21 protein-coding genes and 2 pseudogenes are annotated in these 25,065 nt (G+C 42.7%); 20 read left to right on the top strand and 3 right to left on the bottom strand.

Translation table 11 applies throughout. The features are described from left to right. Window positions 1-125: 125 nt before the first annotated feature. On the bottom strand, window positions 126-413 hold the full coding sequence (locus K2Q13_RS01420) for a hypothetical protein (protein WP_292918861.1): 288 nt from the start codon (window positions 411-413) through the stop codon (window positions 126-128). A 1,005-nt stretch (window positions 414-1,418) separates the two neighbouring features. On the opposite strand from K2Q13_RS01420, the gene K2Q13_RS01415 reads away from it, so the two are divergent. The 3 genes from K2Q13_RS01415 (at window position 1,419) to K2Q13_RS01405 (ending at window position 4,670) form a co-directional block, all read left to right on the top strand. Continuing rightward, a protein-coding gene (locus K2Q13_RS01415; RefSeq protein ID WP_292918860.1) for an IS3 family transposase occupies window positions 1,419-2,551 on the top strand; the annotation gives its coding sequence in 2 pieces (ribosomal slippage) (window positions 1,419-1,668 and window positions 1,668-2,551; 1,134 coding nt in all). Between the two features lie 28 nt (window positions 2,552-2,579). Then, window positions 2,580-3,098: a hypothetical protein gene (locus K2Q13_RS01410; RefSeq protein ID WP_292918859.1), complete on the top strand. Its 519-nt coding sequence runs from the start codon at window positions 2,580-2,582 to the stop codon at window positions 3,096-3,098. A 399-nt stretch (window positions 3,099-3,497) separates the two neighbouring features. Next, entirely contained in the window at window positions 3,498-4,670 is a 1,173-nt protein-coding gene (locus K2Q13_RS01405; protein WP_292918858.1) for a type III PLP-dependent enzyme, read from the top strand. Between the two features lie 65 nt (window positions 4,671-4,735). On the opposite strand, the pseudogene K2Q13_RS01400 reads toward K2Q13_RS01405, so the two are convergent. Next, a pseudogene (locus tag K2Q13_RS01400) lies at window positions 4,736-5,909 on the bottom strand (IS3 family transposase). 531 nt (window positions 5,910-6,440) lie between these two features. Between K2Q13_RS01400 and K2Q13_RS01395 the strand changes: the two are divergent. The 17 genes and pseudogenes from K2Q13_RS01395 (at window position 6,441) to mzaE (ending at window position 23,392) form a co-directional block, all read left to right on the top strand. Beyond that, window positions 6,441-6,695: a hypothetical protein gene (locus tag K2Q13_RS01395; protein WP_292918857.1), complete on the top strand. Its 255-nt coding sequence runs from the start codon at window positions 6,441-6,443 to the stop codon at window positions 6,693-6,695. Window positions 6,696-7,042: 347 nt separating this feature from the next. Continuing rightward, the gene (locus tag K2Q13_RS01390) at window positions 7,043-8,410 is read left to right on the top strand and encodes an integrase family protein (protein ID WP_292918856.1); all 1,368 of its coding nucleotides are present in this window, start codon (window positions 7,043-7,045) and stop codon (window positions 8,408-8,410) included. Between the two features lie 53 nt (window positions 8,411-8,463). Beyond that, complete coding sequence (locus K2Q13_RS01385; protein WP_292918855.1) at window positions 8,464-8,736, top strand: BrnT family toxin; 273 nt, start codon at window positions 8,464-8,466, stop codon at window positions 8,734-8,736. Continuing rightward, entirely contained in the window at window positions 8,717-8,980 is a 264-nt protein-coding gene (locus tag K2Q13_RS01380; RefSeq protein ID WP_292918854.1) for a BrnA antitoxin family protein, read from the top strand. Before K2Q13_RS01385 ends, K2Q13_RS01380 begins: the two co-directional genes overlap by 20 nt. Before the next feature lie 11 nt (window positions 8,981-8,991). Continuing rightward, window positions 8,992-9,903: a hypothetical protein gene (locus tag K2Q13_RS01375; RefSeq protein WP_292918853.1), complete on the top strand. Its 912-nt coding sequence runs from the start codon at window positions 8,992-8,994 to the stop codon at window positions 9,901-9,903. A gap of 77 nt (window positions 9,904-9,980) precedes the next feature. Then, the gene (locus K2Q13_RS01370) at window positions 9,981-10,238 is read left to right on the top strand and encodes a DNA-binding protein (RefSeq protein WP_292918852.1); all 258 of its coding nucleotides are present in this window, start codon (window positions 9,981-9,983) and stop codon (window positions 10,236-10,238) included. Continuing rightward, complete coding sequence (locus K2Q13_RS01365) at window positions 10,238-11,761, top strand: DNA-primase RepB domain-containing protein (protein ID WP_292918851.1); 1,524 nt, start codon at window positions 10,238-10,240, stop codon at window positions 11,759-11,761. Before K2Q13_RS01370 ends, K2Q13_RS01365 begins: the two co-directional genes overlap by 1 nt. A 47-nt stretch (window positions 11,762-11,808) precedes the next feature. Beyond that, the gene (locus K2Q13_RS01360) at window positions 11,809-12,423 is read left to right on the top strand and encodes a hypothetical protein (protein WP_292918850.1); all 615 of its coding nucleotides are present in this window, start codon (window positions 11,809-11,811) and stop codon (window positions 12,421-12,423) included. 256 nt (window positions 12,424-12,679) lie between these two features. Then, window positions 12,680-13,108, top strand: coding sequence for a DUF5681 domain-containing protein (locus K2Q13_RS01355; protein ID WP_292918849.1), 429 nt, complete (start codon window positions 12,680-12,682; stop codon window positions 13,106-13,108). Continuing rightward, on the top strand, window positions 13,092-13,280 hold the full coding sequence (locus K2Q13_RS01350) for a hypothetical protein (RefSeq protein WP_292918848.1): 189 nt from the start codon (window positions 13,092-13,094) through the stop codon (window positions 13,278-13,280). The genes K2Q13_RS01355 and K2Q13_RS01350 overlap by 17 nt, the downstream gene beginning before the upstream one ends. Further along, entirely contained in the window at window positions 13,267-13,449 is a 183-nt protein-coding gene (locus tag K2Q13_RS01345) for a hypothetical protein (protein ID WP_292918847.1), read from the top strand. Before K2Q13_RS01350 ends, K2Q13_RS01345 begins: the two co-directional genes overlap by 14 nt. Before the next feature lie 284 nt (window positions 13,450-13,733). Next, window positions 13,734-13,933 (top strand): annotated as a pseudogene (locus K2Q13_RS01340) (integrase core domain-containing protein); the annotation flags it as partial. A gap of 185 nt (window positions 13,934-14,118) precedes the next feature. After that, the gene (locus K2Q13_RS01335; protein WP_292918846.1) at window positions 14,119-16,221 is read left to right on the top strand and encodes a sigma-70 family RNA polymerase sigma factor; all 2,103 of its coding nucleotides are present in this window, start codon (window positions 14,119-14,121) and stop codon (window positions 16,219-16,221) included. Then, window positions 16,221-17,750: an ATP-binding protein gene (locus K2Q13_RS01330; RefSeq protein WP_292918845.1), complete on the top strand. Its 1,530-nt coding sequence runs from the start codon at window positions 16,221-16,223 to the stop codon at window positions 17,748-17,750. The genes K2Q13_RS01335 and K2Q13_RS01330 overlap by 1 nt, the downstream gene beginning before the upstream one ends. After that, window positions 17,747-20,614, top strand: coding sequence for a Z1 domain-containing protein (locus tag K2Q13_RS01325; RefSeq protein WP_292918844.1), 2,868 nt, complete (start codon window positions 17,747-17,749; stop codon window positions 20,612-20,614). Before K2Q13_RS01330 ends, K2Q13_RS01325 begins: the two co-directional genes overlap by 4 nt. Then, window positions 20,598-21,599, top strand: coding sequence for a PD-(D/E)XK motif protein (locus K2Q13_RS01320; RefSeq protein WP_292918843.1), 1,002 nt, complete (start codon window positions 20,598-20,600; stop codon window positions 21,597-21,599). The genes K2Q13_RS01325 and K2Q13_RS01320 overlap by 17 nt, the downstream gene beginning before the upstream one ends. A gap of 2 nt (window positions 21,600-21,601) precedes the next feature. Next, window positions 21,602-23,392 (top strand): MZA anti-phage system associated AIPR family protein MzaE, encoded by a 1,791-nt coding sequence (mzaE, locus tag K2Q13_RS01315; protein WP_292918842.1) that lies wholly within the window; start codon window positions 21,602-21,604, stop codon window positions 23,390-23,392. Between the two features lie 117 nt (window positions 23,393-23,509). Here mzaE and K2Q13_RS01310 read toward each other — a convergent pair whose 3' ends face one another. Beyond that, window positions 23,510-25,042 carry a DNA cytosine methyltransferase gene (locus K2Q13_RS01310; protein ID WP_292918841.1) on the bottom strand — a complete coding sequence of 511 codons (1,533 nt, stop codon included), beginning with the start codon at window positions 25,040-25,042 and terminating at the stop codon, window positions 23,510-23,512. Between the last annotated feature and the right edge of the window lie 23 nt (window positions 25,043-25,065).

Below are 25,065 nucleotides of genomic sequence, written 5' to 3'. Positions count from 1 at the left end.
ACTTGAGAACTCCTACGTTTGGCCTTTGGCCAAGCCTCGAAGCCTACTTTCAAGATTTGCTATTGGAGAGATTTAAACCCTCTGTTAGAGGGTTTTTTATTGTTTGAAATAAAATGATTAGATAATCACGTGGTGAAAAAATATTCGGGTTTTTTAATCAGTAGCGAAAGATCCTGGAAAACAAGAAAATCTCGAAACTGCGAGTCATTTATAGTCTGGCTTGCATCAGTAATTCTATAATGATAGGAAACAAAAGTGCCTTTATCCCCTATCGGACATTTTTTATAAACTGTCACCAAATATCGGAACCCTTCGGCATAAGCCTGTTTCATTTGTGTTTCTACTTCCATAGTAAATGTTTTCTTATCCATAAAATTTCCTTTTAATTTATCCCCCTTTTCTTGTCCAGCCATTTAATACGGCTAATTCAGATGTTTCTTTTAAAATAATAAAACGCTGTGTAAATTCCTTTAAAGCTGATTAGTCGCAAACCATCCATAATTGATTACGGTATTGCAGGTATCTGGAACAATGTTAAAACATTGCGCTTTGTGACCATGACAAATGCAATTTACCTTGCTGGAAACGCAAGCGGCAACTTTGCGACCAATTGACCGCATCAGATAGCATTGAGAGCGATTATTTTTGCTAAGCAATGCAAAGGGGGACCGGTTGAGAGACCGAAATTAAGCCTGCAGGTGGCGTTTCGCTATCCTGTGTCGATATGTTGATTTTTTTCTGTTCAATTGATGCTGTTGAGCCAATGGGGTTGTCAATTCGGTCGGTTATGCGGCTATAAGTGATGTATGACATGGCAGAAACGGCATAAAGCAGAAAGATTGCGGCAAATACCATTTTGGGAATCGTCCTCTTCGGTTTTTGGCCGAGTAATAAAGATCGAACGCTTTGTTTTTAATCTGTACGGTTTCTTAACTGCGTTTGAGCAGTTAGTTTTCAGTTTGTGATAGCGCAGTATTCAGATCATTCATAGGCTTTTGAGCCTGACCATTCCGAACTTAAATGAATATGCCAGTCAGCGTTTTCCAGTACATAGGGATGGACGAATTTAGGTGATTGCGTGATAACCAGAAAATCAAGTCCGTGCCTTCTATGTTGGTTTCGGTGGAGACTGCTGCGAGAACATTATTGGTGAAAGTGAATGTAGCACTTCCAGCGATAATTATGCCGCCTTTTCTTAAGTATTCGCATTTAGTCGCCGTCTTAGAATATTGTTAATAACATATTGATAAATATGTATCTTTATTATTGAATGTGTGACATTCATACTTGGTTTCTGTATTGCTGTACTACTCTAGCATCAACAGTCAGAGGTGGCCTCGCAAATTCGGACAGTCCTTTAAGTGGTAATTTTGCTCAACCCAAGTCGTGAAATTGACGGTAAATAAAGGAGCGAGAGTATGAGAAGGACGAGGAGGAATCACGCAGCGGGATTCAAGGCCAAGGTGGCCATAGCTGCGATCAAGGGTGACAAGACACTTGCTGAGTTAGCTGAACAATTTGATGTGCATCCGAATCAGATTTCGGAATGGAAGCAGCAGTTACAGGAATCTGCAATCGATGTGTTCGGGAGTAATTCAAGGGTAAAGGCCGCCGAGCCTGATCTCAAGATACTCCACGCCAAGATTGGGCAACTCACGCTGGAGAATGATTTTTTAGAAGGCGCTCTCATCAAGGCGGGATTGCTGGGCGCAAAGCGATGATAGACCAAACCCACGAACTGCCGCTGGTGAAGCAATGCCAGCTATTGGATGTGGCACGCTCAACGGCGTACTATCAACCAGCTCCGCCATCAGCAGCGGAAGAGCTTGCACTGATGCGCCGGATAGACGAATTGCATCTGAACCATCCCTTTGCAGGTGCCAGAATGCTTTCCAAAATGCTCAAGCGTGAAGGAGGCCTATTCGGTCGGCGTCGTGTATCTACGCTGATGAAGCGAATGGGAATCCACGCAATCTACCGCAAGCCCAACACCAGCAAGCGGTATCAGGCGCATCCAGTCTATCCGTATCTGTTGCGGAATTTGTCCATCACCCGCTCAAATCATGTCTGGGCAGCAGATATCACGTACATCCCAATGAAGCGCGGCTTCGTTTATCTGTTTGCCGTGATCGACTGGGCAAGCCGTCGGGCGCTGTCATGGCGATTGTCTAACACCCTGACTACCGACTTCTGTATTGAAGCAATGCAAGAAGCCATAAACAAGCATGGCAAGCCGGATATCTTCAACACTGACCAAGGTTGCCAATTCACCAGCTTGGAATTCACTGGGCTGCTGAAGGATAACGGTATCCAGATCAGTATGGATGGCAAAGGTAGCTGGCGTGACAACGTGTTTGTCGAGCGGCTTTGGAAGAGCGTCAAATACGAAGAGGTCTATCTGCACGCCTACGACAGCATATGTGATGCAAAACAAGGCTTAGAAAAATATTTCATGTTCTACAACCAAAATAGACCTCACACCGCGCTTGACGACAAAATGCCAAATGAGTTCTACTTCGATAACCTGCCTGCAATGCAAAAAACAGCGTAGGCATTAACGCGAGATTTCCACTTAAGATATGGGCAAAACTGTCCAATCAAGTGATGCCACCTCTAATTATTGCTTGCTGGGTGCTACCGATACGCAATTGGCAGAATTCTTCAATGTGGCAGAATCAACGATTAATTTGTGGAAGAAAAAACAGCCGGAATTTGCCAATGCATTGAGACGCGGCAAGATGCTTGCTGATGCAGAGGTTGCCCACGCGCTGTTCAAACGGGCGACCGGTTACAGTCATGCGGAAACGCATATCGCCTGCCATGAAGGTAAAATCATTAAGACCGAAATCTCCAAGAATTATGCACCTGATACGACAGCTTGTATTTTCTGGCTAAAAAATCGTCAGCCAAAAAATTGGCGCGATAAAGTTGAGAGTAAGCAAGAGGTGAATTTGAATGTATTCCCTCCTAAAGAAGAATTGGATGCAATGTTTGCTGCTTCTTTGGAGCGTGCGGCAATTGTGCGGGATGAGATCAATGCCCGGATGGAAAGACTAAGTGACCTGATCGATGGCGATACTTGTGATTTGATTAATTAACTGTGCAAAAAAATAAAGATTCTTAATCGGATTCTTTTAAAAAAACGCATCTAGCAAAGATAATGCGATTAGAAGCCAAAGTGCCACAAGATGGTATGGCCCAGCTACCTATGACTCCATTCGCGCATAAGTATCTGGGAGACTCTGAGGTCTATATGGGGACCACTAAATCTTTAGTGATCATGATTTAAATCTGCAAATACATCTGTACGATAGCTCACAAAATAAATTGTAGTTTCCCCATCTGTTTGATTTTCTACTATTTTTCATGTCCTTATAACTATAATCCTAAATATTATTGGAATTCTTAGTTGCAATAACAGCCCGATACCTTGTACGATCATCCGGGCTCAACATCATGCTGCCCCCGAATAACCTATTTGGAGAATCCCTTAGCCAATGTCTGACACAGCGGTTACAGTTTGTGATTATTTCGATGACACTACGTGGGGGCGGATTAAAGCCTTCTCCGATACGCACGAAACACCGTTCCTTGTTGTAGATCTCGCGACCATTGATCGCCAATACGATGAGATGTCTCGGCATTTTCCGTACGCGCGCACCTACTATGCGGTCAAAGCCAATCCGGCACAGGAAGTTCTGACCCTACTCAGAGACAAAGGCGCGTGCTTTGACATCGCATCGACGTACGAACTTGACAAGGTGCTCGCACTCGGCGTGACACCCGATCGAATCAGCTTCGGCAATACGATCAAAAAAGCCAAAGACATTCGCTCATTCTATCAGAAGGGTGTGCGGATGTTCGCGACCGATTCCGAGGCAGATCTTCGCAATATTGCGAAAGCCGCACCTGGCGCGCGCATTTACACCCGCATCCTAACAGAAGGTACGTTGACCGCCGATTGGCCATTGTCGCGGAAATTCGGCTGCGAGAGTGACATGGCTATGGATCTGTTGATTCTAGCGCGTGATCTTGGTCTCGACCCTTATGGCGTATCGTTTCACGTCGGTTCGCAACAACGTGAAATTGGCGCTTGGGATGCGGCGCTCGGCAAGGTTAAAGTGATCTTCAATCGCTTGTGGGAAGAAGACCGCATCAAGCTGAAAATGATCAACATGGGCGGTGGATTCCCTGCCAACTATTTGCAACGCACGAACGAACTCTCGATCTACGCTGAGGAGATTGCGCGATTCTTGCACGAAGATTTTCTGGATGAAATGCCTGAGATAATCATCGAGCCAGGTCGCTCAATGATCTCGAATGCTGGCGTTCTTGTTAGCGAAGTCGTGCTAATCTCGCGTAAATCCCGCACGGCGCTGCATCGATGGGTTTACACCGATGTCGGGAAGTTCACCGGGTTGATCGAGACGCTTGATGAATCGATCAAGTATCCGATCTACACTGCGAAGAACGGCGAACTCGAGAACGCGATTATCGCTGGCCCGACATGCGATAGCGCAGATATCATGTATGAGAACTATAAGTACGGCTTACCGTTGAATCTTGCAATCGGCGATCGACTGTATTGGTTGTCGACTGGTGCCTACACAACGACATACAGTTCGGTTGAATTTAACGGTTTTCCGCCATTAAAGGATTATTACATCTAACCGGAAACGAATGTTTTCTTAATGATAGCAACTGACCCCTGTTGAATAAAACAGACACTGCCACTTCAGACAACCTCATCCTGTTTAAGCATAAACTGCATCAACGCCTGGGCAGGTGAGATATTCCCCAAACTTGAATGTCTGCGCGTACGATTATAGAATATTCTATGTATTCTACGATTTCATTTATCGCTGTCTGTTTTGTTACATAGCTTTTTTGATGAATGAGTTCATTTTTAAGTGAGCCCCAGAAACTTTCCATCGGAGCATTATCGTAACAATTGCCACGGCGTGACATTGAAGCCACAATACCCGCTTGCTTTAACCGCTTCTGATATTCCTTGGCGCAATACTGGCTACCCCTTGAGTGTAATATCAGCTTCGTTTTTGGTTTGCGCCTGAGTAGCGCCATTTGTAGCGCAGCGACACAAAGCGCTACCGTCATTCGCTCACCAATGGCATAACCAACTATCTCACAGCTATACAGATCCTTGATGCCTGCCAGGTAGAGCCAACCTTCATTTGTCCATATGTAAGTGATGTCGCTTACCCAAACCTGATTAGGCCTACTTACACTAAAATCCTGCGCTAACAGGTTGGATGCAACAGCCTTGTTGTGGTTGCTATTGGTGGTGCATTTGTAACGTTTCTTTTGTTTACAGAACAGTCCTAGTCGTCGACGCAATACGCGTACTTTGTAAGCAGAAATCAGTGTGCCATTAGCTTCTAGTTCTGCATGTAGGCGCTCATCACCGTATGTATGGCGAGTGGCTTCATGTGCAGCTTTAACATGAACCTCAAGTAGCGCATCACGTTGTGCGCGAATACTCGGTTTGCGATTCCGCCATGCATAATAGCCGCTGGCTGATACGCAGAATACTTGACTCATGATCTGTATCGGATATATGTACTGATGGGCTTTCATAAATGCATACCTCGCAGACTTTCTCTGGCGAAGTATGCCGCTTTTTTTAATATATCTCGCTCCATTTCAACGCGGACAAGGGCCTGCTTAAGCCGTTTGTTCTCGGCTTCTAAACTGGATTGTGTCGGCATATTAGATTGATTTGCATCTGCTAATTTAGCTGAATGCGCTTTAACCAACCATCCACTCAATGTTTGTTTCGCAATGCCAAGTTGCTTGGCGGTTGCTGTAATCCCTCGTGATTCTTCTAGAACCAATTTAACGGCTTCTGCCTTAAATTCCACCGTGTAATTCTCATGTAGTTTCCTGCTCATTCTAAACTCCTTTTTTTCGTCATTTTATACGATAAAAAAGTGTCCATTATTTTCAGCGGGGGTCAAACCTCGCAAGCCGATGCCGGTTATAGCTAGTGAGTAGCCCATGACACAGCCAATTGCAAACAACATCCACTTATTTTCGTGATGAGCAATATAGCCTGCACTGATTTCATTAATTTGAGGTGATGATTCGATTCCTAGAAAGTAAAAGTGTGGTAGTTACGTGATTTATTAAACACCGTGACTGAGCGTATAAAATTCCTAGCTATCCACTTTCGCTGGGAGGACTGTTGGGGTTATTTTCTACTGATACATGCATGCATGAACGCTCTTCCAACTAGAACACATTCGTCATTTTGTTCTAACTGATTAGAAGAGCCATTAGTTATGCAGCCAGCCAGACTCCAAATAAAATTGTCAATCAGCGTGCAAAACTTACCAGGGTTCCGGGTGAAAAAGCGTTGAAAAGTTTCCACTCTGGATTGTTAAATAGCCGACATTTTGTCGGAGAACTCTGGAGTGCTACGAATGGATATTATTGCGGAAGTAAGAAGACGTCATTTTGTCAGTAAGGAAAGTATTAGCTCAATTGCACTTTCTCTAAGGATTTCACGCCCCACTGTTAGAAAGCATTTAAAAACTGAGATAGAACCTGTTTATCAACGTCAGTCACAACCATTTCCCAAGCTTGGGGAATTCAAAGCTGTATTTACGCAATGGCTGGAAACTGAAGCCCAGTTACCTAGAAACCAACGCCGAACAGCAATGCGATTATTTGAATGACTGGTTGATGAAGGGAGACCGATTATCTGCTGTTTTTTAATACCTGCATCACTTTGCAAAGTTACCCGCGCGTTACCCCATAAATATAATAACGCTTTGCCTATAAGTAACTATTTGATTAAATGGTACCCTGAACACGAATCGAACGTGCGACCTACCCCTTAGGAGGGGGTGATTGCACGTATTTATGACTGTTGATTGCCATTCCATTATTGCAATTAATTAATATTATATCAATTAGTTAGTAATATTTCTGTCATTCGTTGTGTTGATAATTATTCCGCTATATACTGCAATTGTAGCTACAAATCAGCTACAAAATATCGATTAAAGATGGGGCGGTGATAGTGGCAAAAATTAAATTGACAGCTGGGCGTATCGAAGATTTTCAATGTACCGAAGGTAAGGCGCAGGCTTTTTTATGGTGCACGGAAGTGCATGGTTTGGCCGTTCGTGCAACAGCCGGTTCAAATCGCAAGCGCTATATTTTCGAGTCGAAAGTTAAAGGAAAAACCATGCGGTTAACTATCGGTGAAGTGAACGTATGGAGCATTGACGCTGCGCAAATTGAAGCTCGCCGCTTACAAATCTTGATAGATCAAGGTAAAGACCCGCGCGAAGTAAAAGCTAATGAAGAAGCTGCCAAGGAAGCCGAAAAACTAGCCAGAGAAAAAGAAGCTGCCGCGCTGTTGATACAGAATGTTCGTGAATCCGTGACTGTTGCAGAAGCATGGAACGCATATATTAAAGAACGCAGCGCATCTATTAAAGACGGAAAGCCCGAATGGGGAGATAGGCATAGGGCACATCATGCCTATTTTCTACAAGCAGGTGGAGTAAAGCGCAAACGTGGACGCCGCCCAAATGAATCGGAAACGACACGTCCCGGCATGCTGGTGCCTTTTATGTCGATGCGTCTTATTGACCTTGATGTTTACGCCGTTTCAGCATGGCTAAAAAAGGAGGTGGCCCAAGCTCCTACCTCCGCTGCAAAAGCATTTCGTTTTTTGCGTGCCTTTATTACGTGGTGTGCAAAGAATGATGAATATAGCGCTATTGTGAATTCTGATACGTGTGAGACCGAAAGTATAAAGAGATTGGTACCTACACCAAGAACAAAAAAGAACGATAGCCTGAGACGTGCCCAAATCCGGCCTTGGTTTGAAGCCGTAAAGAAAATTAACAATCCTGTTATATCAGCATACCTACAATCTTTATTATTGACTGGAGCGCGTCGTAATGAGTTGGCGAGTTTGCAATGGCAAGATGTAGATTTTAAGTGGAAGAGCATGACCATTAGGGATAAGGTTGAAGGGCTGCGAGTGATTCCACTAACGCCTTATGTAGAACATATAATAGCTGTATTACCGCGACGCAATGAGTTTGTTTTTAGCAGTCCCTCCGCTGCATCTGGCAGACTGGAAGAACCGCGCAATCCTCATAATAGGGCATTGACTGTCGCAGCACTTCCTCCATTATCATTGCATGGTTTGCGCCGTTCTTTTGGCACCCTGTCTGAGTGGGTAGAAGTACCTGCGGGAATCGTTGCACAAATTATGGGACACAAACCAAGTGCAATCGCTGAGAAGCATTACATACAACGCGAACTGGATTTGCTGCACTTATGGCATATCAGAATTGAGCAATGGATTTTACAAGAGGCCGGAATTGAAATTGTGCCAAAGCAAGCAGGGTTGAATGTAGCAAGGCTATAAACGTAACTACAAATAATTCTTGACTTCAATAATAAACGTAACTACATTTATACATGAAAGTGACTTGCGATGCCGCGAAAGATATTAAAAACCAAGAAAAGCATGGCGTATCACTGACCGAAGCGGCGTCCATAGATTGGGATGTCGCCCTGATATGGCAGGACACGCGGCATGATTACGGAGAAAACCGTATGGTCGCATTAGCACCGATTGGCGAAAGATTATATTGCGTGGTTTATGTTGATCGCGAGAATGACCGAAGAATAATCAGTTTGCGCAAAGCTAACCAAAGAGAATTTGACTATTATGAGCAAGAAATTAATTAGACCCACTGATATTGAGGAAGCGCAAATTAACGCAGCCGCCCTTGCTGATCCTGACAATCTGCCTTTAACAGATAACGAATTGCAGCAATTACGGAGAGCACCGGGAAGGCCGCAAGGAAGCGGAAAGAAAGAACAAGTAACACTCCGGATAGATACAGAAATCCTGGAACAATTCAGAGCCACAGGCAACGGCTGGCAAACTCGCATCAATGACGCATTAAGGGACTGGATGAAGCAACACTGACAAGGAATGTTATGACGTATATACTACTACTTGATCAAATTTTCCCCTTTTTAGAATCTCAATTCTCTGCCTTACCTATTGATTTGCAAAACAGGCTTACTCAAAAAGGGATAGAAAAACCCAATATTGATATTTCCGCTAATGTAAGCAAATGGGATAAGCTTTCTAAGCTGCAGCGAGAGTATTTAGCTGCGCTATATGATTTTCATTATTCTCCGAATCATAGGGAAAAAGCCGCGTCAGAGAAATTAATAGAATCCATAGCGCCATATCTCGGGAAAAAGTTCTCGGATTTGCCGCAACAAATGAAAATGAATATTGCTTATGTTGATATTTTCCAGAAATGGGATGAAATATCGACAGAACAACGTAAGCAAATGGCACGTGATTTTGATGCCAGTCTGCAGCCAGACTATGAAAAAACAGTAAATCAATACTGTGACTGGGAGCTAGAGCGACAATCTATTCCTGATCAAATTTTTAATTGGCAAAGACTTAATCCAAATGGAATTGCTAGTGAGCAAATAATAATCGATACCAAAATAAAAGAGCTTGAAGAACGAGAAATTGAACTGAAAGAACTTCTTGGTTATTCAAATTCAAACAACGAACAAGAACTTAAACAAGCAGAATCTATACTAGTTACGCCACATATATCTGTAGCAAGAGTTAACAAACTTCGCCGGAATATTTTAGACCCAGCGATAGAAGAAGCAATAAAAAAGGCTGGAACCACAGAGTTGGCAGATGTTTTCTTGCAACTGAAGGAACTGGCCAAAGATGAATGCCCCCCCTTTACCGGCATATTTGAGGGTGATGCTTTGTGCTATACAAACGAGAATGACATACAAGCAAAGCTTAGTAGATCTGCATTAGGAAAACGTCTAAAGCGCCGCCAAATGCCGTTAAATACCGTTTATTGAAGATAGCTGCCGCGCATAGTAGTAAATAGCTTTATTTGATAAATCATTCGCACCTCAACAAAAAAACGAGGTGCAAAATGCAAATAGACACAAATCATAACTTTACCCCATCAGAAGCACTCGCTTCGCATAATCAACTAATATTCCCGCCGCTCGAATCAGTAACGCGTCCTACAGTTCCAACAGATGCCGCAGCGTTTTATTTGAATCGCAGACCCCAAACCTTACGTGCCTGGGCTTGCCTGGAAAATGGAGCGCTGCGACCGGTGCGTATAAATGGCCGCTTGGCGTGGAATGTTAGCGAAATCAGAAAATTGCTATCTGGCGGTAAATAATGATCACAAATGAAAACGCTCCGGATGCTGGTAGGCACGAGGCGAGTATTTTTGAAACTTCCGGTAAAGAAAAATATACTCATAATCAAGTAATTAGTCAAGCCACTATTCTTGATGCTTTGGGTAAAAGTCATACTTTTCAAACCTTCCGGGATAAGGATAAAAGCAACAGTCTGGCTAGGGTCATGCACGGCACCTTAGAGGAGTGCCGACCGGAGCTAGAAGAACTTAATCATCAGGGCGCTGGTGTATTTTTTGCTGTGAATGAAACAGACGGGCAGGGAAGAGCTGCGAGCAATGTAGTCCGGGTGCGCGCATTATTTGCAGATTTTGATACGCAAGACTTTAATCGCACTTTTGACAATCTTCCTTTAGTCCCGTCAATAGTAATTGAGTCGTCTCCCGGGAAACACCACGCTTACTGGATAATAGAAGACACACTTCACCTGAATGAGTTTAAAGGATGCCAGAAGGCTTTGGCTAACCTGCTCGGTTCTGACCCAAAGATATGCGACCTGCCCCGCGTTATGCGCGTTCCTGGATTCCTGCATCATAAGGGGCAACCATTCATGGTGCGAGAGGTGTTTAACTCAGGTAAACGGTATACCGCTAAAGCGCTGAAAGAGTGGATTGGTGTGGGTAATCTGGTAGGAATCCCGAACAAGCCCGTGCCAGTTGTAACGATACCATGCGTGCAGGATGATTTTTATGTGGTAATTGAGTTTGATAATCTTCTACTTAAGCTTCAGTCAGCCGTTGAGGGGAATCGTAACGATACACTTAACAAAGTGGCATATCGTGCGTATGGATTCGTTAAGGCGGGCAGATTGGATGTGGATCAAGTTACAAGTAAACTGGAAGATGCCGCCAGTAGAATTGGTCTTGAGCCTTCGGAGGTTACGGCAACACTGCACAGCGCCTGGAAGTCCGCGCCGGTGGTCAATGATCTGCCCTCGCTACCAGAATTCAATGTAAAGCCAGTAACGGAAGAGGAGGCAATCTCTAGCCTACAATACCCGCCCGGACTCGTTGGAGATATAGCGGAATATATTTTCCAAAGCAGTCGCATGCCCATTAAAGCTTTCGCCATTGCTGGCGCCCTGATTATTGTATCGTATTTGAATAGTAATAAAGCTTATGTAGGAGGAAGCGATACAGCTTTGAACCTGTTCATATGTTTAGTTGGCGATACAGGACGCGGCAAGGAAGATCCTAGAAAAGCAATTAAACGTTTAATTGATTCGGTGAGAAATATGTCTCGGGGAGAAAGTATTCACGAGAGCATAGCCAGTGGTGCAGCACTGTTACGTTCACTTGAAGGAAATCCGTCTACGTTAATTCTCATTGATGAATTTGGCATTTATTTGCAAACCGCGCTATCAGAGCGTGGATCAATCCATCAAAAAGATCTGATAAAAGACTTAATGACTTTATACGGACTAGGCCGCTCTTTTTTTGCAGGCAAAAGCTACGCTGACACGAAACAAAACATCGGCCAGATGACAATCCTTATATCAATCTGATCGGTACTACGACATCGCTTGAGCTGCTGGATGGCATTACACCCAGGATGATTGATAACGGCTTGCTAAACCGGATTATATTAGTTCAGGCCGATAAAGAAAACCCGATAAATCGAAAGCCAGATACTCGGATAAATGACGAGCTCAAACAACAAATGGCAGAAATCCGCGCTATTGACATTTCAGTCATTGATTATGAAGAGGGTGCACACGACTTGCTCATTCAATTCGCCGAACAGTTAAATGAAAAAGATCAATTTGCTAATTTATGGAGCCGTGCAGAGGAACAAACGATCCGAGTAGCTGGATTACTTGCGATTGGTGACGGAGGGGTCATTAAACGAGAGCATGTTACCTGGGCATGGGGTTATGTTAATGGATCAATCAAAGCTTTCGCACAAAAGCTTGATAAGGACTTAGCAGAAAACCCGTTCCAGAAGCAGGCTGCGAAGGCATTGGATTTTATTAAGAACACCATAAATTACTCACATGATAGACAATTTGGAGAGTATTGCCGACGAGGTTTAATGCCACGGGGAAAATTAACGAAGTTATTGAAAGCAAAATCTAAAGAAGTTGACGAAATCATTATTTATTTAGTGGAAACTCGCCAAATCAGTCATTGTGATGATGGGGGGACTAAATGTTTTTCAGTTCTCTAGTTCTCTTCCAGTTCTCTCACAGTAGAGAACTGGGAAATCTTTGCTGGGTAAGGGTTTTAAGCAATAGTTCACTATTCTCTCTCTGTCTCTCTACTAAGTATAAAAATACTTTTTTATGGAGGTGTAATAGAGGACTGGAGAATTGGAGAACCGAAAGTTTAAGTCATTGCCCAGTAAGCGAAATCCAGTTCTCTCACGGACGAGAACTATGAAGAGAATTGAGAACTCCCTCACTTGTTAAAGCAGGAGAAAAGCAATGACAACAGCAAAAAAAGAACGTGGACGCTGGAAGAAAGGGGAAAGCGGTAATCCGCGCGGCCGTACCCCTGGTACTGGAAAGGTGGCGCAGTTAAGGGAGAACATCGCCCAACATCTACCGGAAATTATCGAACAGTTGGTCATTAAAGCTAAGGAAGGCGATTCACAAGCAGCCAAATTGCTACTGGAGCGGGTTATTCCTCCAATAAAATCAATGGAACAATCTGTAAAGATCAGCTTGCCAGTAGATGTCGATTTATCAACACAAGGTCAATCAATTATTCAGGCTGTTGCTAACGGAACGCTTGCTCCGAGTCAGGGAAGCGCGCTACTGACCAGCCTAGGGACATTGGCAAGGATCAAAGAGATTGATGAGCTTGAAAAACGTTTATCTGCATTGGAGCAAGCCAATGAACATAAAAAATAGGTTGATGAAACTAGAGCAAATGATAATGCCTGATCAAACACCTTTGGTTATGATTAAATTTAATGATGAGTGGACTCCTGAACAGCACCAACAAATTGAGGAAGCAAAAGCGCATGGAAGAATGGTACTAAAAGTAGTCTTTGTGAGCGGCAAGCAAGATGACAATGCTTAAAAGACGGGTTATCGCGTTAGAAGCAAGGGTGACGAAAGAAGCAACGATTGAGGATTTATTGCATGCTATAGCTGATGAGAAAAATGGAATAATGGTTTCCGAAAAAGATTGGCAGCAAATTCGAAAATCCCGCGCCTACAAATTCATAGAAAGTATTAAACCGCGTTGAAGATTCGCCAGTAAGTATCATTAAAACTACCCACATAAATTTATATTGAATGTAAATTATTACCGCAGTAATTCGTGGAGTCTGGCTTTGAGTTAGAGAAAATAGCTCTTCTGATCCTGATAATGATTAAGCGACACATAATCAAATTATAGTTACTTTCATGATAGGTAGATTCGGAACGGCACTAAATCTATTTTAAATAGAGTCGATATAATAATATGTCTTTAAATTGGTAAATGAGAAAGTTTAGTAGCTATCTGTCAATAACCATATTCATGGCAAACCCTTACCATCCACAGACTCAAGGTAAAATCGAGCGCTGGCATCGCTCATTGAATATATCTTGCTGGAAAACTATTGCTTTCCCGGTGAGCTGCAAGATTGCATTCGGCAGCTTGTTGATTACTACTCTCACGAACGCTACCATGAGTCACTGTATAATCTGACACCCGCTGATGTCTTTTATAGTCGGAGTCAACCTATTCATGAATGCATGAGAGAAAGAAAGCTACGAACATTAGCGATGTGGCGACAAATGAATTACGATAATCAAACAAAATTTTCTAAACTGATGAACTAAAGCGTCTATTAATTTAATCAGCCATCTGTCCAAATTGGTTTGACGACATAAATTTAAATTACTAATTATTTAACCAATTTGTTGCATCTATGTCTGAGACCTCCAAAAAAATCAGCCCCTTGCTAAAGTTAGCTATTCGAAGTGGAATAGTTGCAGCAGTAGCGCCTCAAGTTAGGAAGGAAGGGGTTATCGAAGCAACTGATGCTGAAGGTAATACCCCGTTGATGTTAGCCATTAGACATGGCCATTTATCTTTAGTTGAGATGCTAATTGGAATGGGAGCGAGCCTCTCGGTTTGCAACAATGCGAATCAAAGTGTTTTTGATTTAGTCCATAGTGTTGGTAATTCAGAAATCTTGTCAGTGTTCTCTGAGAAATCAGAGCAGCAACTAAAACCAGAAGCTCAATCTGAGCCTCAACTAGATGCGCAAGCATTTTCAAATGCTGAAGATCTGCCTGCAGTAATAGAATTTGAGCAGTTTCTATGGTTGCCCGAGCCTGAAGTGTTGACTCCTGAGGACGATATGGAATGTCGAAAGGCCGTGAAGGCTAGTCATGAAAGACTAACAATCTTTAAGCCAGTAGACAGAGATCAAAATTGGGATGAAGTTGACTTTTATCTTCCTGAAGTGATTGTTTTTAAATCGTTCAATGTGTATGAATACCCAGGTACTTTTCACTTAATATGCCAAGCCCTTTCGTTCGGGTGTGTAGACGAAGATTCGCTTGCGGATGTTTTACTCAACGAGTTCCCTGAAGATTACTTATCTGTCAGACATGTTCTAACAAGATTACTCGAGCTGGATGGTATTTATGTAGATAAGTTGGGTGAGTGGTTACCTGCGAAGATACCAGAGAAAAGTTCTGTTGAATCCGAAGATGCAGCAAACTTATTGCAGAACCTATTAGACGACCTGCAGGATAAGTCTCGTTTAATTGATCTGATGCTTAAGGATGTAAGATCAAGAGATTTAGTAGACAAGACTCTTGAGGAGAGAATAGGACAGAGAATCGACAGCGCGATCATCTCAATTGTTCGTTCTCTAGTGTGGCAAGAGAAGTCTTTGTTAGAATCAGTTTTGCCAGTAAAAAAGGTATTAACGGCAGTTGATCTCAATGAAGCTGGGGAATCCGAGGTGGCGGATATAGAACCTGCCGAAGAGTCAGATTATGAGTTTGATACGAATAAGCTCGGTGAGGATGAAAACCAGCAAAGTTTTGAGGAATATCTTCTAGTTGCTCGAGAGAATCTGAGTTTGCTCGAAGAAGACCAGCATATCCCAAGACCGAGTGTAGATTTTCTCAAGCGCTTCAAAGAGAGTAGTCATCTGTTGACTACAGAAGTGTCCTCCGCTATTCAAACACAGCTGGAAATATTTGAACACAGCAAAAATGAGTTTGTATATGCAAACTTGAGACTAGTCGTCCATATCGCAAGGAAATATCAAGGTAGAGGGTTAGATCTAAGCGATCTTATTCAAGAAGGAAACATTGGTTTATTTAAAGCGGTAGATAAGTTTGATTATCGTAAAGGTTTCAAGTTTTCAACTTATGCCACTTGGTGGATTAAACAAAGAGTCACAAGAGCCATTGCAGATACCAGCCGAATTATTCGTTTGCCTGTACATGTCGTCGAGGAATTAAACGTTCTAAGGCGACTCAACGATAAGCACCAACAAGAATTTGGATTCAATATGCCATTGAACTCTCTAGCTTCTAATTCGGGAAAGGATATTGATAAGCTTAAAAAGCTACTTAAGTTCTCGGATGACGCTGTTCTTTTTGGTGACATGGGCAATGATTGTGATCTAGATGATTTGGATTTTGGATCTAGTATTCTCGCAACCGATAAATCTCCGGAAGAAAAATGTGCTGATGTTCAGCTTTCCGATTTCGTCTCGAGTTTTTTGGATAAGCTGGATGAAAGGGAAGCCTCGGTACTTCGATTGCGCTTTGGCTTGGAAGGTAAGGAAGAGATGACGCTTGAACAAGTAGGGCAGATTTTCGGTGTTACGCGTGAGAGGGTTAGGCAAATTGAATCTAAGGTTCTAAAAAAACTAAGGAATCCTGTGCGAGCAAAGTGCTTTGCGGCATTTCTGAATTACGAGCATCGTAGTGATATTCAAGCGGATCTAAAATGTCTAGGCGTTGATGAGTCCAAATCAGAATCAGATGTTGAGGAGAATGGCTGATGGGTTTCAATACAAGTCAATCATCAAAAAAGCGTCATGCTCCACCCAAAGCTGCTGCAATGTTTGAGGCTCTCCGCGGTTTGGGTTATAGCACAGCTTCTGCATTGGCGGACATTATTGATAATAGTATTGCTGCAAAAGCAAAGGTTGTGCGGTTAAAGTTTTATTGGAATGGCTCTAGTAGCCGAATATCAATTCTCGATGATGGCACCGGAATGTCCGATGAAACCCTTGATAAAGCAATGCGTCTTGGCGAGTTCAATCCACTTGATGAAAGATCATCTGATGATCTAGGTCGATTTGGAATGGGACTTAAAACTGCTTCTTTTTCACAGGCAAGAAGACTAACCGTAGCTACAAAAAAAGCAGGTTTTAAAAATGAGAGTTATCTCAGATGGGATTTGGATATCTTGCAAGAAAGTGAAGGCGATGGATGGTATCTACTGGAAGGCGCACAGGAGGATTCTCTTCCATTTCTTGCTGATTTAAATGATCAGAAAAGTGGAACGATCGTACTTTGGGAAAATCTAGATCGGATCGTATCTACAAGCTTTTCCCAGAAGGATTTTTTAAGTTTGATTGATCGAGTTGAAAACCATCTTTCAATGGTTTTTCACCGATATCTTGAGGGTTTAAAACCCAAATTAACGATAACTATTAACGACATTAAAATTTCTCCTTGGGATCCATTTTTATTGGGTCATCCGGCAAAGCCTTGGCATTCGCCACCAGCATCTGCGCCTAGTTTTCCAAAAGTGATTTGTGAATGCCATGTTTTGCCGCACAAAGATCGTATATTGGAGAAGGAATATATAGAGGCCCAAGGACCAGATGGGTGGACTGCACAGCAAGGCTTTTATGTCTATAGAAATGAGAGACTTCTTTTGGCCGGGAGTTGGCTAAGTCTAGGGGTAGGCAGATCTTGGACTAAAGATGAGGCTCATAGGCTAGCCAGAATTAGATTGGATATCCCTAATTCCGTTGATCAGGATTGGAAGATTGATATTCGAAAGTCTACTGCTCGTCCTCCTATTGCATTGAGGCCTTGGCTTACTCAGATGGCAGAAGCAACTCGTGCGCGAGCTCGAAGAGCATTTGCTCATAGAGGAAGGGCGCCACGAACCAATGAAGGAACAGAAGTTATACAAGCGTGGAGAGCAGATCATTTCACAGGCGGCATGCGTTACCGAGTAGATCTCGATCACCCTTCAATTAGGGCAGTTATCGACGAGGCTGGTCCATTGTTACCCCAAGTAAAGGCGATGTTACGTGTTCTAGAGGAAACAATACCAGTTCAACGAATTTGGATTGACACTGCTGAAAACAAAGAAACACCATCTACTGGCTTTGATGATTCACCGCCAGAGGATGTGGTACGAATACTTAAGATTATGTATCGAAATTTGGTCATCAAAAAAGGTCTTTCGTCTGAGTTAGCTAAGAAAAGGTTGTTGGAATCAGAACCATTCCACAAATATCCAAAGCTTATTGAATCATTAATAGATCCATCCCAAGAGGCTGAGCTATGAGGGAACATCAAAGAGAAAAAATTAATCTTCGTTTACTCCAGATGGTTCAACTTTTGTTAGAAGAGGAAGAGGATAAGGCAAGCATTACTCCAACTCTTATTGAAGAAAAAATTGAAGATGCGTTGAGTCTAAAACCCTCTTGGCAATTCGAAGTGGATTGTGATTGGGTCATCTCAGAGCTCATTCGTCGATACAGTGTATGGATGGGCCAGAGCGGGATACTAGTAAACAATGAAGATCATGAAACCTGGTTAACAACTGAAAGAAAAAGAGATTGGCGATACTGGCAGCGCTATAGGGAATGGCAAGAGGAGAAACTTCCTTGGATAGCCGTACAGGGTCTTGATGACACTACTGATGAAATATTAGGTCTTCTTGAAGATCCTGTTCGCTCTGGTGGGTGGGACAGAAGAGGATTGGTGGTCGGTCATGTTCAGTCTGGAAAAACAGGAAACTACACAGGTCTGATTTGTAAGGCTGCTGATGCCGGTTATAAAATCATCATTGTTCTTTCTGGTTTGCATAATAATCTTCGAGCTCAGACCCAGATACGACTGGATGAGGGCTTCTTGGGTTTTGAGACCAGCGCAGACCAAGAATATTTAAAGGTAATCGGTGTAGGGGAGAAAAATAGTGACATCTCTATCAAACCAAACTTTGGGACTTATCGTGCGGAAGATGGTGACTTCAGTGCTAGAAATGCTCGAAATTTAGGAATCACTCCCGAGCAAAAACCATGGCTCTTTGTTGTAAAAAAAAATAAGTCTGTATTGCAAAGGCTACTCCGATGGATTCAAAACCATGTGGCCAATATCACCGATCCCGAAACAGGAAAAAGATTGGTTACCAATTTGCCACTTCTCATAATTGATGATGAGGCTGACAACGCTTCAGTAGACACAGGAGAAACAGTTGTAGATGAAAACAATCAAGCTGATCCTGAACATCAACCAACTGCTATCAATAGTTTGATTCGTAGGATTCTCAATAGCTTTTCAAAGAAAGCCTATGTTGGGTATACGGCCACTCCCTTCGCAAATATCTTTATCCATGAAAAAGGTTCAACAAACGAAGAAGGCCCTGATCTATTTCCATCTTCTTTTATTCTAAATTTGAGCGCTCCTTCGAATTATGTTGGACCCGCTAGAGTATTCGGTTTATCGAGTATTGACGGAAGAACGGAGGCTTTAGATCTGACCAGAACAATAGCTGATCATTGTTCTGAGGATGGACAATCTGGATGGATGCCAGTAAAGCATAAAAATAATCACTCAGTTCCGCATATAAATCAAAGTGGCTTGCCAAAAAGTTTGGAGGATGCTATTTCCTCGTTTTTTATCGCGTGCGCAGTTAGAAAATTGCGTGGTCAAGGATCTCACCACAGTTCAATGCTAGTTCATGTGACTAGGTTCAATGCTGTGCAAAAAACAGTGCATCAAACCATTACTAATCACTTATTGGATATGAAGCAAAAGCTTGCGAGAAGAATTGGGCATCAACTTATTCACGATGATTTGAAGACTATCTGGCAAAGTGATTTCGTTCCCAGCACAGTTGCAATTCATGAGAAAAATTTAATTGATGGTCAAGTTATAGATTTTTCATGGGATGAAGTGTGGTCGGCAATAAACGGGGTTATAGACGAAGTCCAAGTACGAATGATAAATGGATTCGCCAAGGATGCGCTTGACTATGCCGAAAGTGTAGTGCCGCTAAAGATTATTGCAGTTGGAGGTGACAAGTTAGCTCGAGGATTAACCCTTGAGGGCCTTTGCACCAGCTATTTTCTTCGTGCATCACGCATGTACGATACATTGATGCAAATGGGACGTTGGTTTGGCTATAGACTTGGTTACTTGGATTTGTGTCGTCTCTATACTACAGGTGAGCTAATTGAGTGGTTCGAACATATTACGGATGCATCAGAAGAGTTGCGCGAGGAATTTGATGCAATGGTTGCAAGAAAGGGTACTCCACTAGACTACGGCTTGAAAGTGAAATCGCATCCTGTGCTTATGGTCACTTCTAGACTGAAGATGCGCAGTTCGAAGCCTCTTTACCTATCTTTCAGTGGTGAGGTTTTAGAGACAATTTCATTTTTCCGTGACTCTACGAAACTGAAGAAAAATCTCGAAGCATTGAGTGTAATGATTACTAGCCTTGGTCAGCCCACGGCTATCCCTTCAAAGAAGCGCGGTACATCCCAAGAAAAGTGGAATGGGGTTATTTGGGAAAACATCTCACATTTAGTAGTTGAGGACTTCCTTAATACATATGAAACCCATCCAGATGTCATGAAAGTCAACAGCAAATTACTGGCTGAGTTCATTTCGAAAATGGCGGCTGTTGGAGAACTTACTAATTGGACCATCGCGGTAATTGGAGGAAGTGGAGATGAGGACGTAGCATTTCCAATACATCAATTTTCTATACCCCTTACCAAACGAAAATCAAAAGGGAGTACAAATTGTAAATATAGTATTGGGCGACTTCTTTCTCCAAAAGATGAAGGAATTGATATTGATGAAGCAGGTTGGTTAGCGGCATTAGATTTTACTAAGGAGGCTTGGCATCGCGATCCCGGAAGACTTAAAAACAGGACAGAACCTGAGTTACCAAGCGGACCATCACTTCGATATATTCGTGGATATGGAGCTCAAAGATACGGGATTCAAGGGCATGCTGACCGGGGGCTTCTCATGATTTATTTATTAGATGCGAAAAGGACGGGGTTGAACTTCCCCCCAGACTCGGTGAACATCGTTGCGTTTGGAATCAGTTTCCCGGGTAGCAAAGCAGGCGTCAAAGTAAAGTACGAAGTTAACAATGTGTTGTGGGAGTCGCAGTATGGCTCAGCAGAATAATACGAGTTTTCTAAGGGCATGGAATGCGTTGACAGCCAGTTCAGGCTCCACAGGTTGTAGATTAATTCAGATTACTCAGTATGGCCAAGTTACGGTCCGGGCCGGAAGGTTTTTCCCCGACAATCTAGAGGCAGTTCTTGTGGGATTTTCTTCATCACTTAAGCTATCCCCGAGCTCTTTGCCTAAGGGAAACGGTTTTAAAGTTGAGATCGTTAACGTTGAAGGAATCCAGCAACCTTTACTTTCCTTGGTTAGGCAGTCTGCCGGATCTTTAGATTTGTTTTCAAAAGTGGTTGAAGATGTATTGGGCACTTTGGAAATTAATCAGACAAAAAGTGATATTAAGTTGCTTGAATTATTTCTCTCTCGTATCCGAGCTTGGCAAGCTTTTATGCAGAAGGGTAATGAGATTCTAAGTCCAGAGGCAGAATTAGGTTTAGTGGGAGAATTGAACTGCATCGAGCAATTATTGGCTTCTGGAGTGTCCGCCTATGATGTGATTCAAGGTTGGGTTGGGCCAGAAGATGCCCCACAAGATTTCGAACTTATGTCGTGTGCTTTAGAGGTTAAAAGTACATTGGCATCCGATAGATTCGTAGCTAAGATTAGTTCGCTCGAGCAACTGGATGATTCTGTTCTGAGTCTAATATTTTTGGTAATTTCAAGGTTTGTATTAGTAGACGAAGGACGAACGTTACCTGAGATTATTCAAAGCCTAAGGGATAGAATGCCTGATGATTTGTTCTTCAGATTTGATACCAATCTAGCATTAATTGGTTATTTGAATGTTCACAGTAATCAATATTCGAGACGTTTTCGCCTTCAGAATTTGAGCTTTATAAAAGTTGATGAGGTATTTCCCAGACTGACTCCCAGTACAGTACCTGCGGGCGTTCGATCAGCCATGTACGAAATTGATATTGGTGCTATTCAAACATCCACCACAATTACTGAAATGTTAAATGATATTTATGGGAATAATTAAACATGGAATTAGCTGAATTCTTAGATCAAACGCGCAGCGAGATTAGAGAAGAAATGAATTCTCGTTTCACTCAACCTGGAACAGAAGTTCCGTTTGAAATAAATGTGTTCACTGAGACTGTGACGCACTATATGTCAGAAATTGGCATGACATTTGATGAACCACAAGTTTGTAATTACGAGGCAAAGGTGGGAATAGCAAATGTAAGGCTGAGTGGTTACTGTCTCTCGGAGGATGCAGACCAGCTTGATTTATTCGTCAGTTTGTATCAAGGAAAAGATCAACTTACAAGCATTCCTGATAGCGAGACTATGAAAGCTGCTGACCATTGTTCTCGATTTTTAACTTATTGCGTAGAAGGTAAGTTGTCCAGCAAAATGGATCAGTCCACTGAGGCTTACCCGTTAGTTTTGACTATCGAGCAAAGCTATCCGACCCTTGAGCAGATTCGGATTTACATCCTTACTGATGCCCAAGTAAAGACTCGCCAATTTCAGTCCAGAGTGATTCAAGGTAAGACGATCAAACTTGAGGTTATGGATATTGTTCGCCTTTATAACCATTGGCAAGAGGGCAAACCTCGCGATGAGCTGGTTGTGAATTTTGAAGATATATCCGGTGGTCCTTTGCCTTGCGTATGGGTGCCAAACTCATTAGGTGAGTACGATTATGCAATGACAGTTGTGCCAGGGGAAGCATTGCGTTTTCTCTATGATAAGTATGGAACTCGAATTTTAGAGGCGAATGTACGTTCGTTTCTAAGTCAAACAGGTAAGGTCAATAAAGGAATAAGTCAAACTCTCCGCTATCAACCAGATAGATTCATGGCATATAACAACGGGATTGTCATTGTTGCTGATGAAGCACGATTAGAGCGCACCGCTGATGGAGGGCCCGGAATTAGTTGGCTGAAGGGGATGCAAATAGTAAACGGTGGTCAAACAACCGCATCAATGTTTTTCACAAAGAAGCGTTTCTCTACAACTGATTTAAGCCAAGTTAGGGTGCCAGCAAAGATAATAGTTTTAAAGCAGGCGGATCCAGCTCAAGAAGAAGCATTGATCAGTGATATCTCACGTTTCTCAAATACTCAGAACAAAGTTAATCAATCTGATCTTTCCGCGAACAGACCGTTTCATGTGGAAATGGAGAAACTCGCAATAAATACTTACTGTCCAGATGGCTTTGGTCGATGGTTTTATGAGCGAGCAACAGGAAGTTATAAGGTGATGCTTGAAAGAGAGGGAAAAACTCCTGCTGGAATAAAGCGACTACAGGAGTCTATACCCCCAGCACGTAAACTCACGAAGACCGATTTGGCAAAGTATCTGTGTGCTTGGGAGCAAAGACCGGATAGCGTCAGTTTGGGAGGTCAAAAGAACTTCGCTGCTTTTATGGAGATCGTTGATCCTTCGGATTCCGCGGAACCTAAGTTACCAGCTGTAACTGAGTATAAGAATATGATTACTAAAATTATTATATTTAAATCCGCTCAGAAGCTTATTCGAAATAATTTTCCTGCATTCCAAGCAAACATCACGGCTTACACGGTGGCAGTGGTTTCAAAACATTTGGCTGACAAGATTAATTTGAGTCTTATTTGGCAGGAGCAAAAAATCTCTAAGTCACTAGAGCAACAGATTCTTAAATGGGCAAATGAGGTATACACTGTGCTTCAACAAAGTTCTCGTGGAAGGATGATTTCCGAGTGGGCAAAAAAATCGGAATGTTGGGAACAAGTTCAGAAGCACTCGTTTTCTGCAATTGATTCAGAAATTCCAGAGGTTATGTAACAAGCTATCCAGTTTTACGGTACCACTTCAGGTCTTCAAAATACCAATGAAACTTTGCTTAGAACTCGTGGCCTCGATCTGTTCGTATTCGTTGTATTCGAAAAGGTGTTTATGGTTCTACGAAATTAATTCGTAGATTCTTCTGGCAATCATATGCCCAAGCAAAGGAGGAACGGCGTTGCCGACCTGAACGTACTGCGGCGTGCGGTTGCCTTCGAAGAAATAATTGTCAGGGAAAGTTTGTAGTCTAGCAGCTTCTCTGACGGTCAGGCTTCTGCATTGCCTTGGGTCTGGGTGAATGAAGTAATGACCATCTTTCGACATGTGGCTGGTGATTGTTGTTGATGGATGATTCCAGAGCTGCACTCTGAATCGATCATCGAACTCGCCTGATGACCAACTTTTGTGTAATGGTGCAAGATTTTCAGGAAAATCAATCGCTATTGGGGACCTTCCCTTTACCAGAGCGTATGAAGAAGCAAAAAGATATCGAAGTAAATCTCTGTGCATATGGCAACGCGACTCATGATTTGCAAACCCATCAGTTGGTGCATTGCTCCCAATCCAAGAATCAATGCTTCCAGCCGCAGTTCTAGGGTGACTGATGAATCTTCCGCCTCGAGATAGAATATTGGCACTAGTGTTGTTGAAAAAGGAGCTAATCTCGGCGAATTTATCCGAAAGATTAGAATCCACTTCTTTGAGGGAATTTCTCAGATCTTCCGCATACTGATTGACAGTAACCATCCATTCAAGGGAGCCATCATTTGTTGTGATCCCGCTTCGTAAGAATGGCATATCTTTGATGATTTCAGCTACGGTTGGAGCAACAGCATAATCCAAAGTCCTTGGCTTCTTGTCTATATCCTCCCTCACGCCGATAAGAATGACCCTGTGACGGTTTTGCGGCAAACCGTGATTTTCGGCCTTTACGACATACTTTGAAGTGTAATATAAATCATGTTCGTGTCCATGTTCAAAGTATTCGTCACTCGAAATGGAGTGAATTCGGTATTTTGGCCCTGACTTTCCGGTTTTTCCAGCAGGATCCGACAGGTCGCGCAGAATGTTAGGGAATATAAGGTCACCATAAACTCTGGAAGTCAGAATCCCTTTGACATTTTCTAGAAGAAAAACTGGGGGTTGGAGTTCAGCTAGAAGGGTAAGGTATGCCCGATAAAGAAAATGCCTATGATCAGCCTCAGGAGTATAATCACGAATACCTTTGTTTCTTGATCTGCCGATGACAGAATATGCTTGGCAGGGTGGACCGCCTATGAGTATCCAGTTTTTTGAATTTCTAAGTGACTTCTTGACTCTTTCCATGACTAACTTGTCACCTGATACGGTTCCAAGTGTGACCTGAAGGGTCTCAGCAGTTGCATCGACCCAAGCAGCCTTTGTTTGGTTTGAATATGGGATGCTTCTTTCACCACGTAAATAGGCAAAATATTCAGTCAAGGAATCGCCATTCTTCAAAAGGCGGCGAACAAAACTTCGAAGCGTTAAGGTTTTGTGTGCTGATGTTTCTTTTTCCACGGAAATAACGGTACGAAAAGGATGTCTACCTTGTTTATTGGAAAAACTAAAGAATCCTTCACCAAGACCGCCTGGCCCAGCAAATAGATCAACGACTTTAATATCTGCCAACAAAAATAACTCCTCAGAATAAA

This window comes from Nitrosomonas sp., assembly GCF_019752095.1.
GTDB lineage: Bacteria > Pseudomonadota > Gammaproteobacteria > Burkholderiales > Nitrosomonadaceae > Nitrosomonas.
Note: the sequence above shows the minus strand (reverse complement) of the source record. Positions and strands in the feature narration are given on the sequence as shown.

Excerpts from the sequence above, each read along its gene's own strand:
- K2Q13_RS01420 (WP_292918861.1), bottom strand. The coding sequence starts at position 413 with ATGGCTGGACAAGAAAAGGGGGATAAATTAAAAGGAAATTTTATGGAT.
- K2Q13_RS01410 (WP_292918859.1), top strand. The coding sequence starts at position 2,580 with ATGGGCAAAACTGTCCAATCAAGTGATGCCACCTCTAATTATTGCTTG.
- K2Q13_RS01405 (WP_292918858.1), top strand. The coding sequence starts at position 3,498 with ATGTCTGACACAGCGGTTACAGTTTGTGATTATTTCGATGACACTACG.
- K2Q13_RS01395 (WP_292918857.1), top strand. The coding sequence starts at position 6,441 with ATGGATATTATTGCGGAAGTAAGAAGACGTCATTTTGTCAGTAAGGAA.
- K2Q13_RS01385 (WP_292918855.1), top strand. The coding sequence starts at position 8,464 with ATGAAAGTGACTTGCGATGCCGCGAAAGATATTAAAAACCAAGAAAAG.
- K2Q13_RS01380 (WP_292918854.1), top strand. The coding sequence starts at position 8,717 with ATGAGCAAGAAATTAATTAGACCCACTGATATTGAGGAAGCGCAAATT.
- K2Q13_RS01375 (WP_292918853.1), top strand. The coding sequence starts at position 8,992 with ATGACGTATATACTACTACTTGATCAAATTTTCCCCTTTTTAGAATCT.
- K2Q13_RS01370 (WP_292918852.1), top strand. The coding sequence starts at position 9,981 with ATGCAAATAGACACAAATCATAACTTTACCCCATCAGAAGCACTCGCT.
- K2Q13_RS01365 (WP_292918851.1), top strand. The coding sequence starts at position 10,238 with ATGATCACAAATGAAAACGCTCCGGATGCTGGTAGGCACGAGGCGAGT.
- K2Q13_RS01360 (WP_292918850.1), top strand. The coding sequence starts at position 11,809 with ATGATTGATAACGGCTTGCTAAACCGGATTATATTAGTTCAGGCCGAT.
- K2Q13_RS01355 (WP_292918849.1), top strand. The coding sequence starts at position 12,680 with ATGACAACAGCAAAAAAAGAACGTGGACGCTGGAAGAAAGGGGAAAGC.
- K2Q13_RS01350 (WP_292918848.1), top strand. The coding sequence starts at position 13,092 with ATGAACATAAAAAATAGGTTGATGAAACTAGAGCAAATGATAATGCCT.
- K2Q13_RS01345 (WP_292918847.1), top strand. The coding sequence starts at position 13,267 with ATGACAATGCTTAAAAGACGGGTTATCGCGTTAGAAGCAAGGGTGACG.
- K2Q13_RS01335 (WP_292918846.1), top strand. The coding sequence starts at position 14,119 with ATGTCTGAGACCTCCAAAAAAATCAGCCCCTTGCTAAAGTTAGCTATT.
- K2Q13_RS01330 (WP_292918845.1), top strand. The coding sequence starts at position 16,221 with ATGGGTTTCAATACAAGTCAATCATCAAAAAAGCGTCATGCTCCACCC.
- K2Q13_RS01325 (WP_292918844.1), top strand. The coding sequence starts at position 17,747 with ATGAGGGAACATCAAAGAGAAAAAATTAATCTTCGTTTACTCCAGATG.
- K2Q13_RS01320 (WP_292918843.1), top strand. The coding sequence starts at position 20,598 with ATGGCTCAGCAGAATAATACGAGTTTTCTAAGGGCATGGAATGCGTTG.
- mzaE (WP_292918842.1), top strand. The coding sequence starts at position 21,602 with ATGGAATTAGCTGAATTCTTAGATCAAACGCGCAGCGAGATTAGAGAA.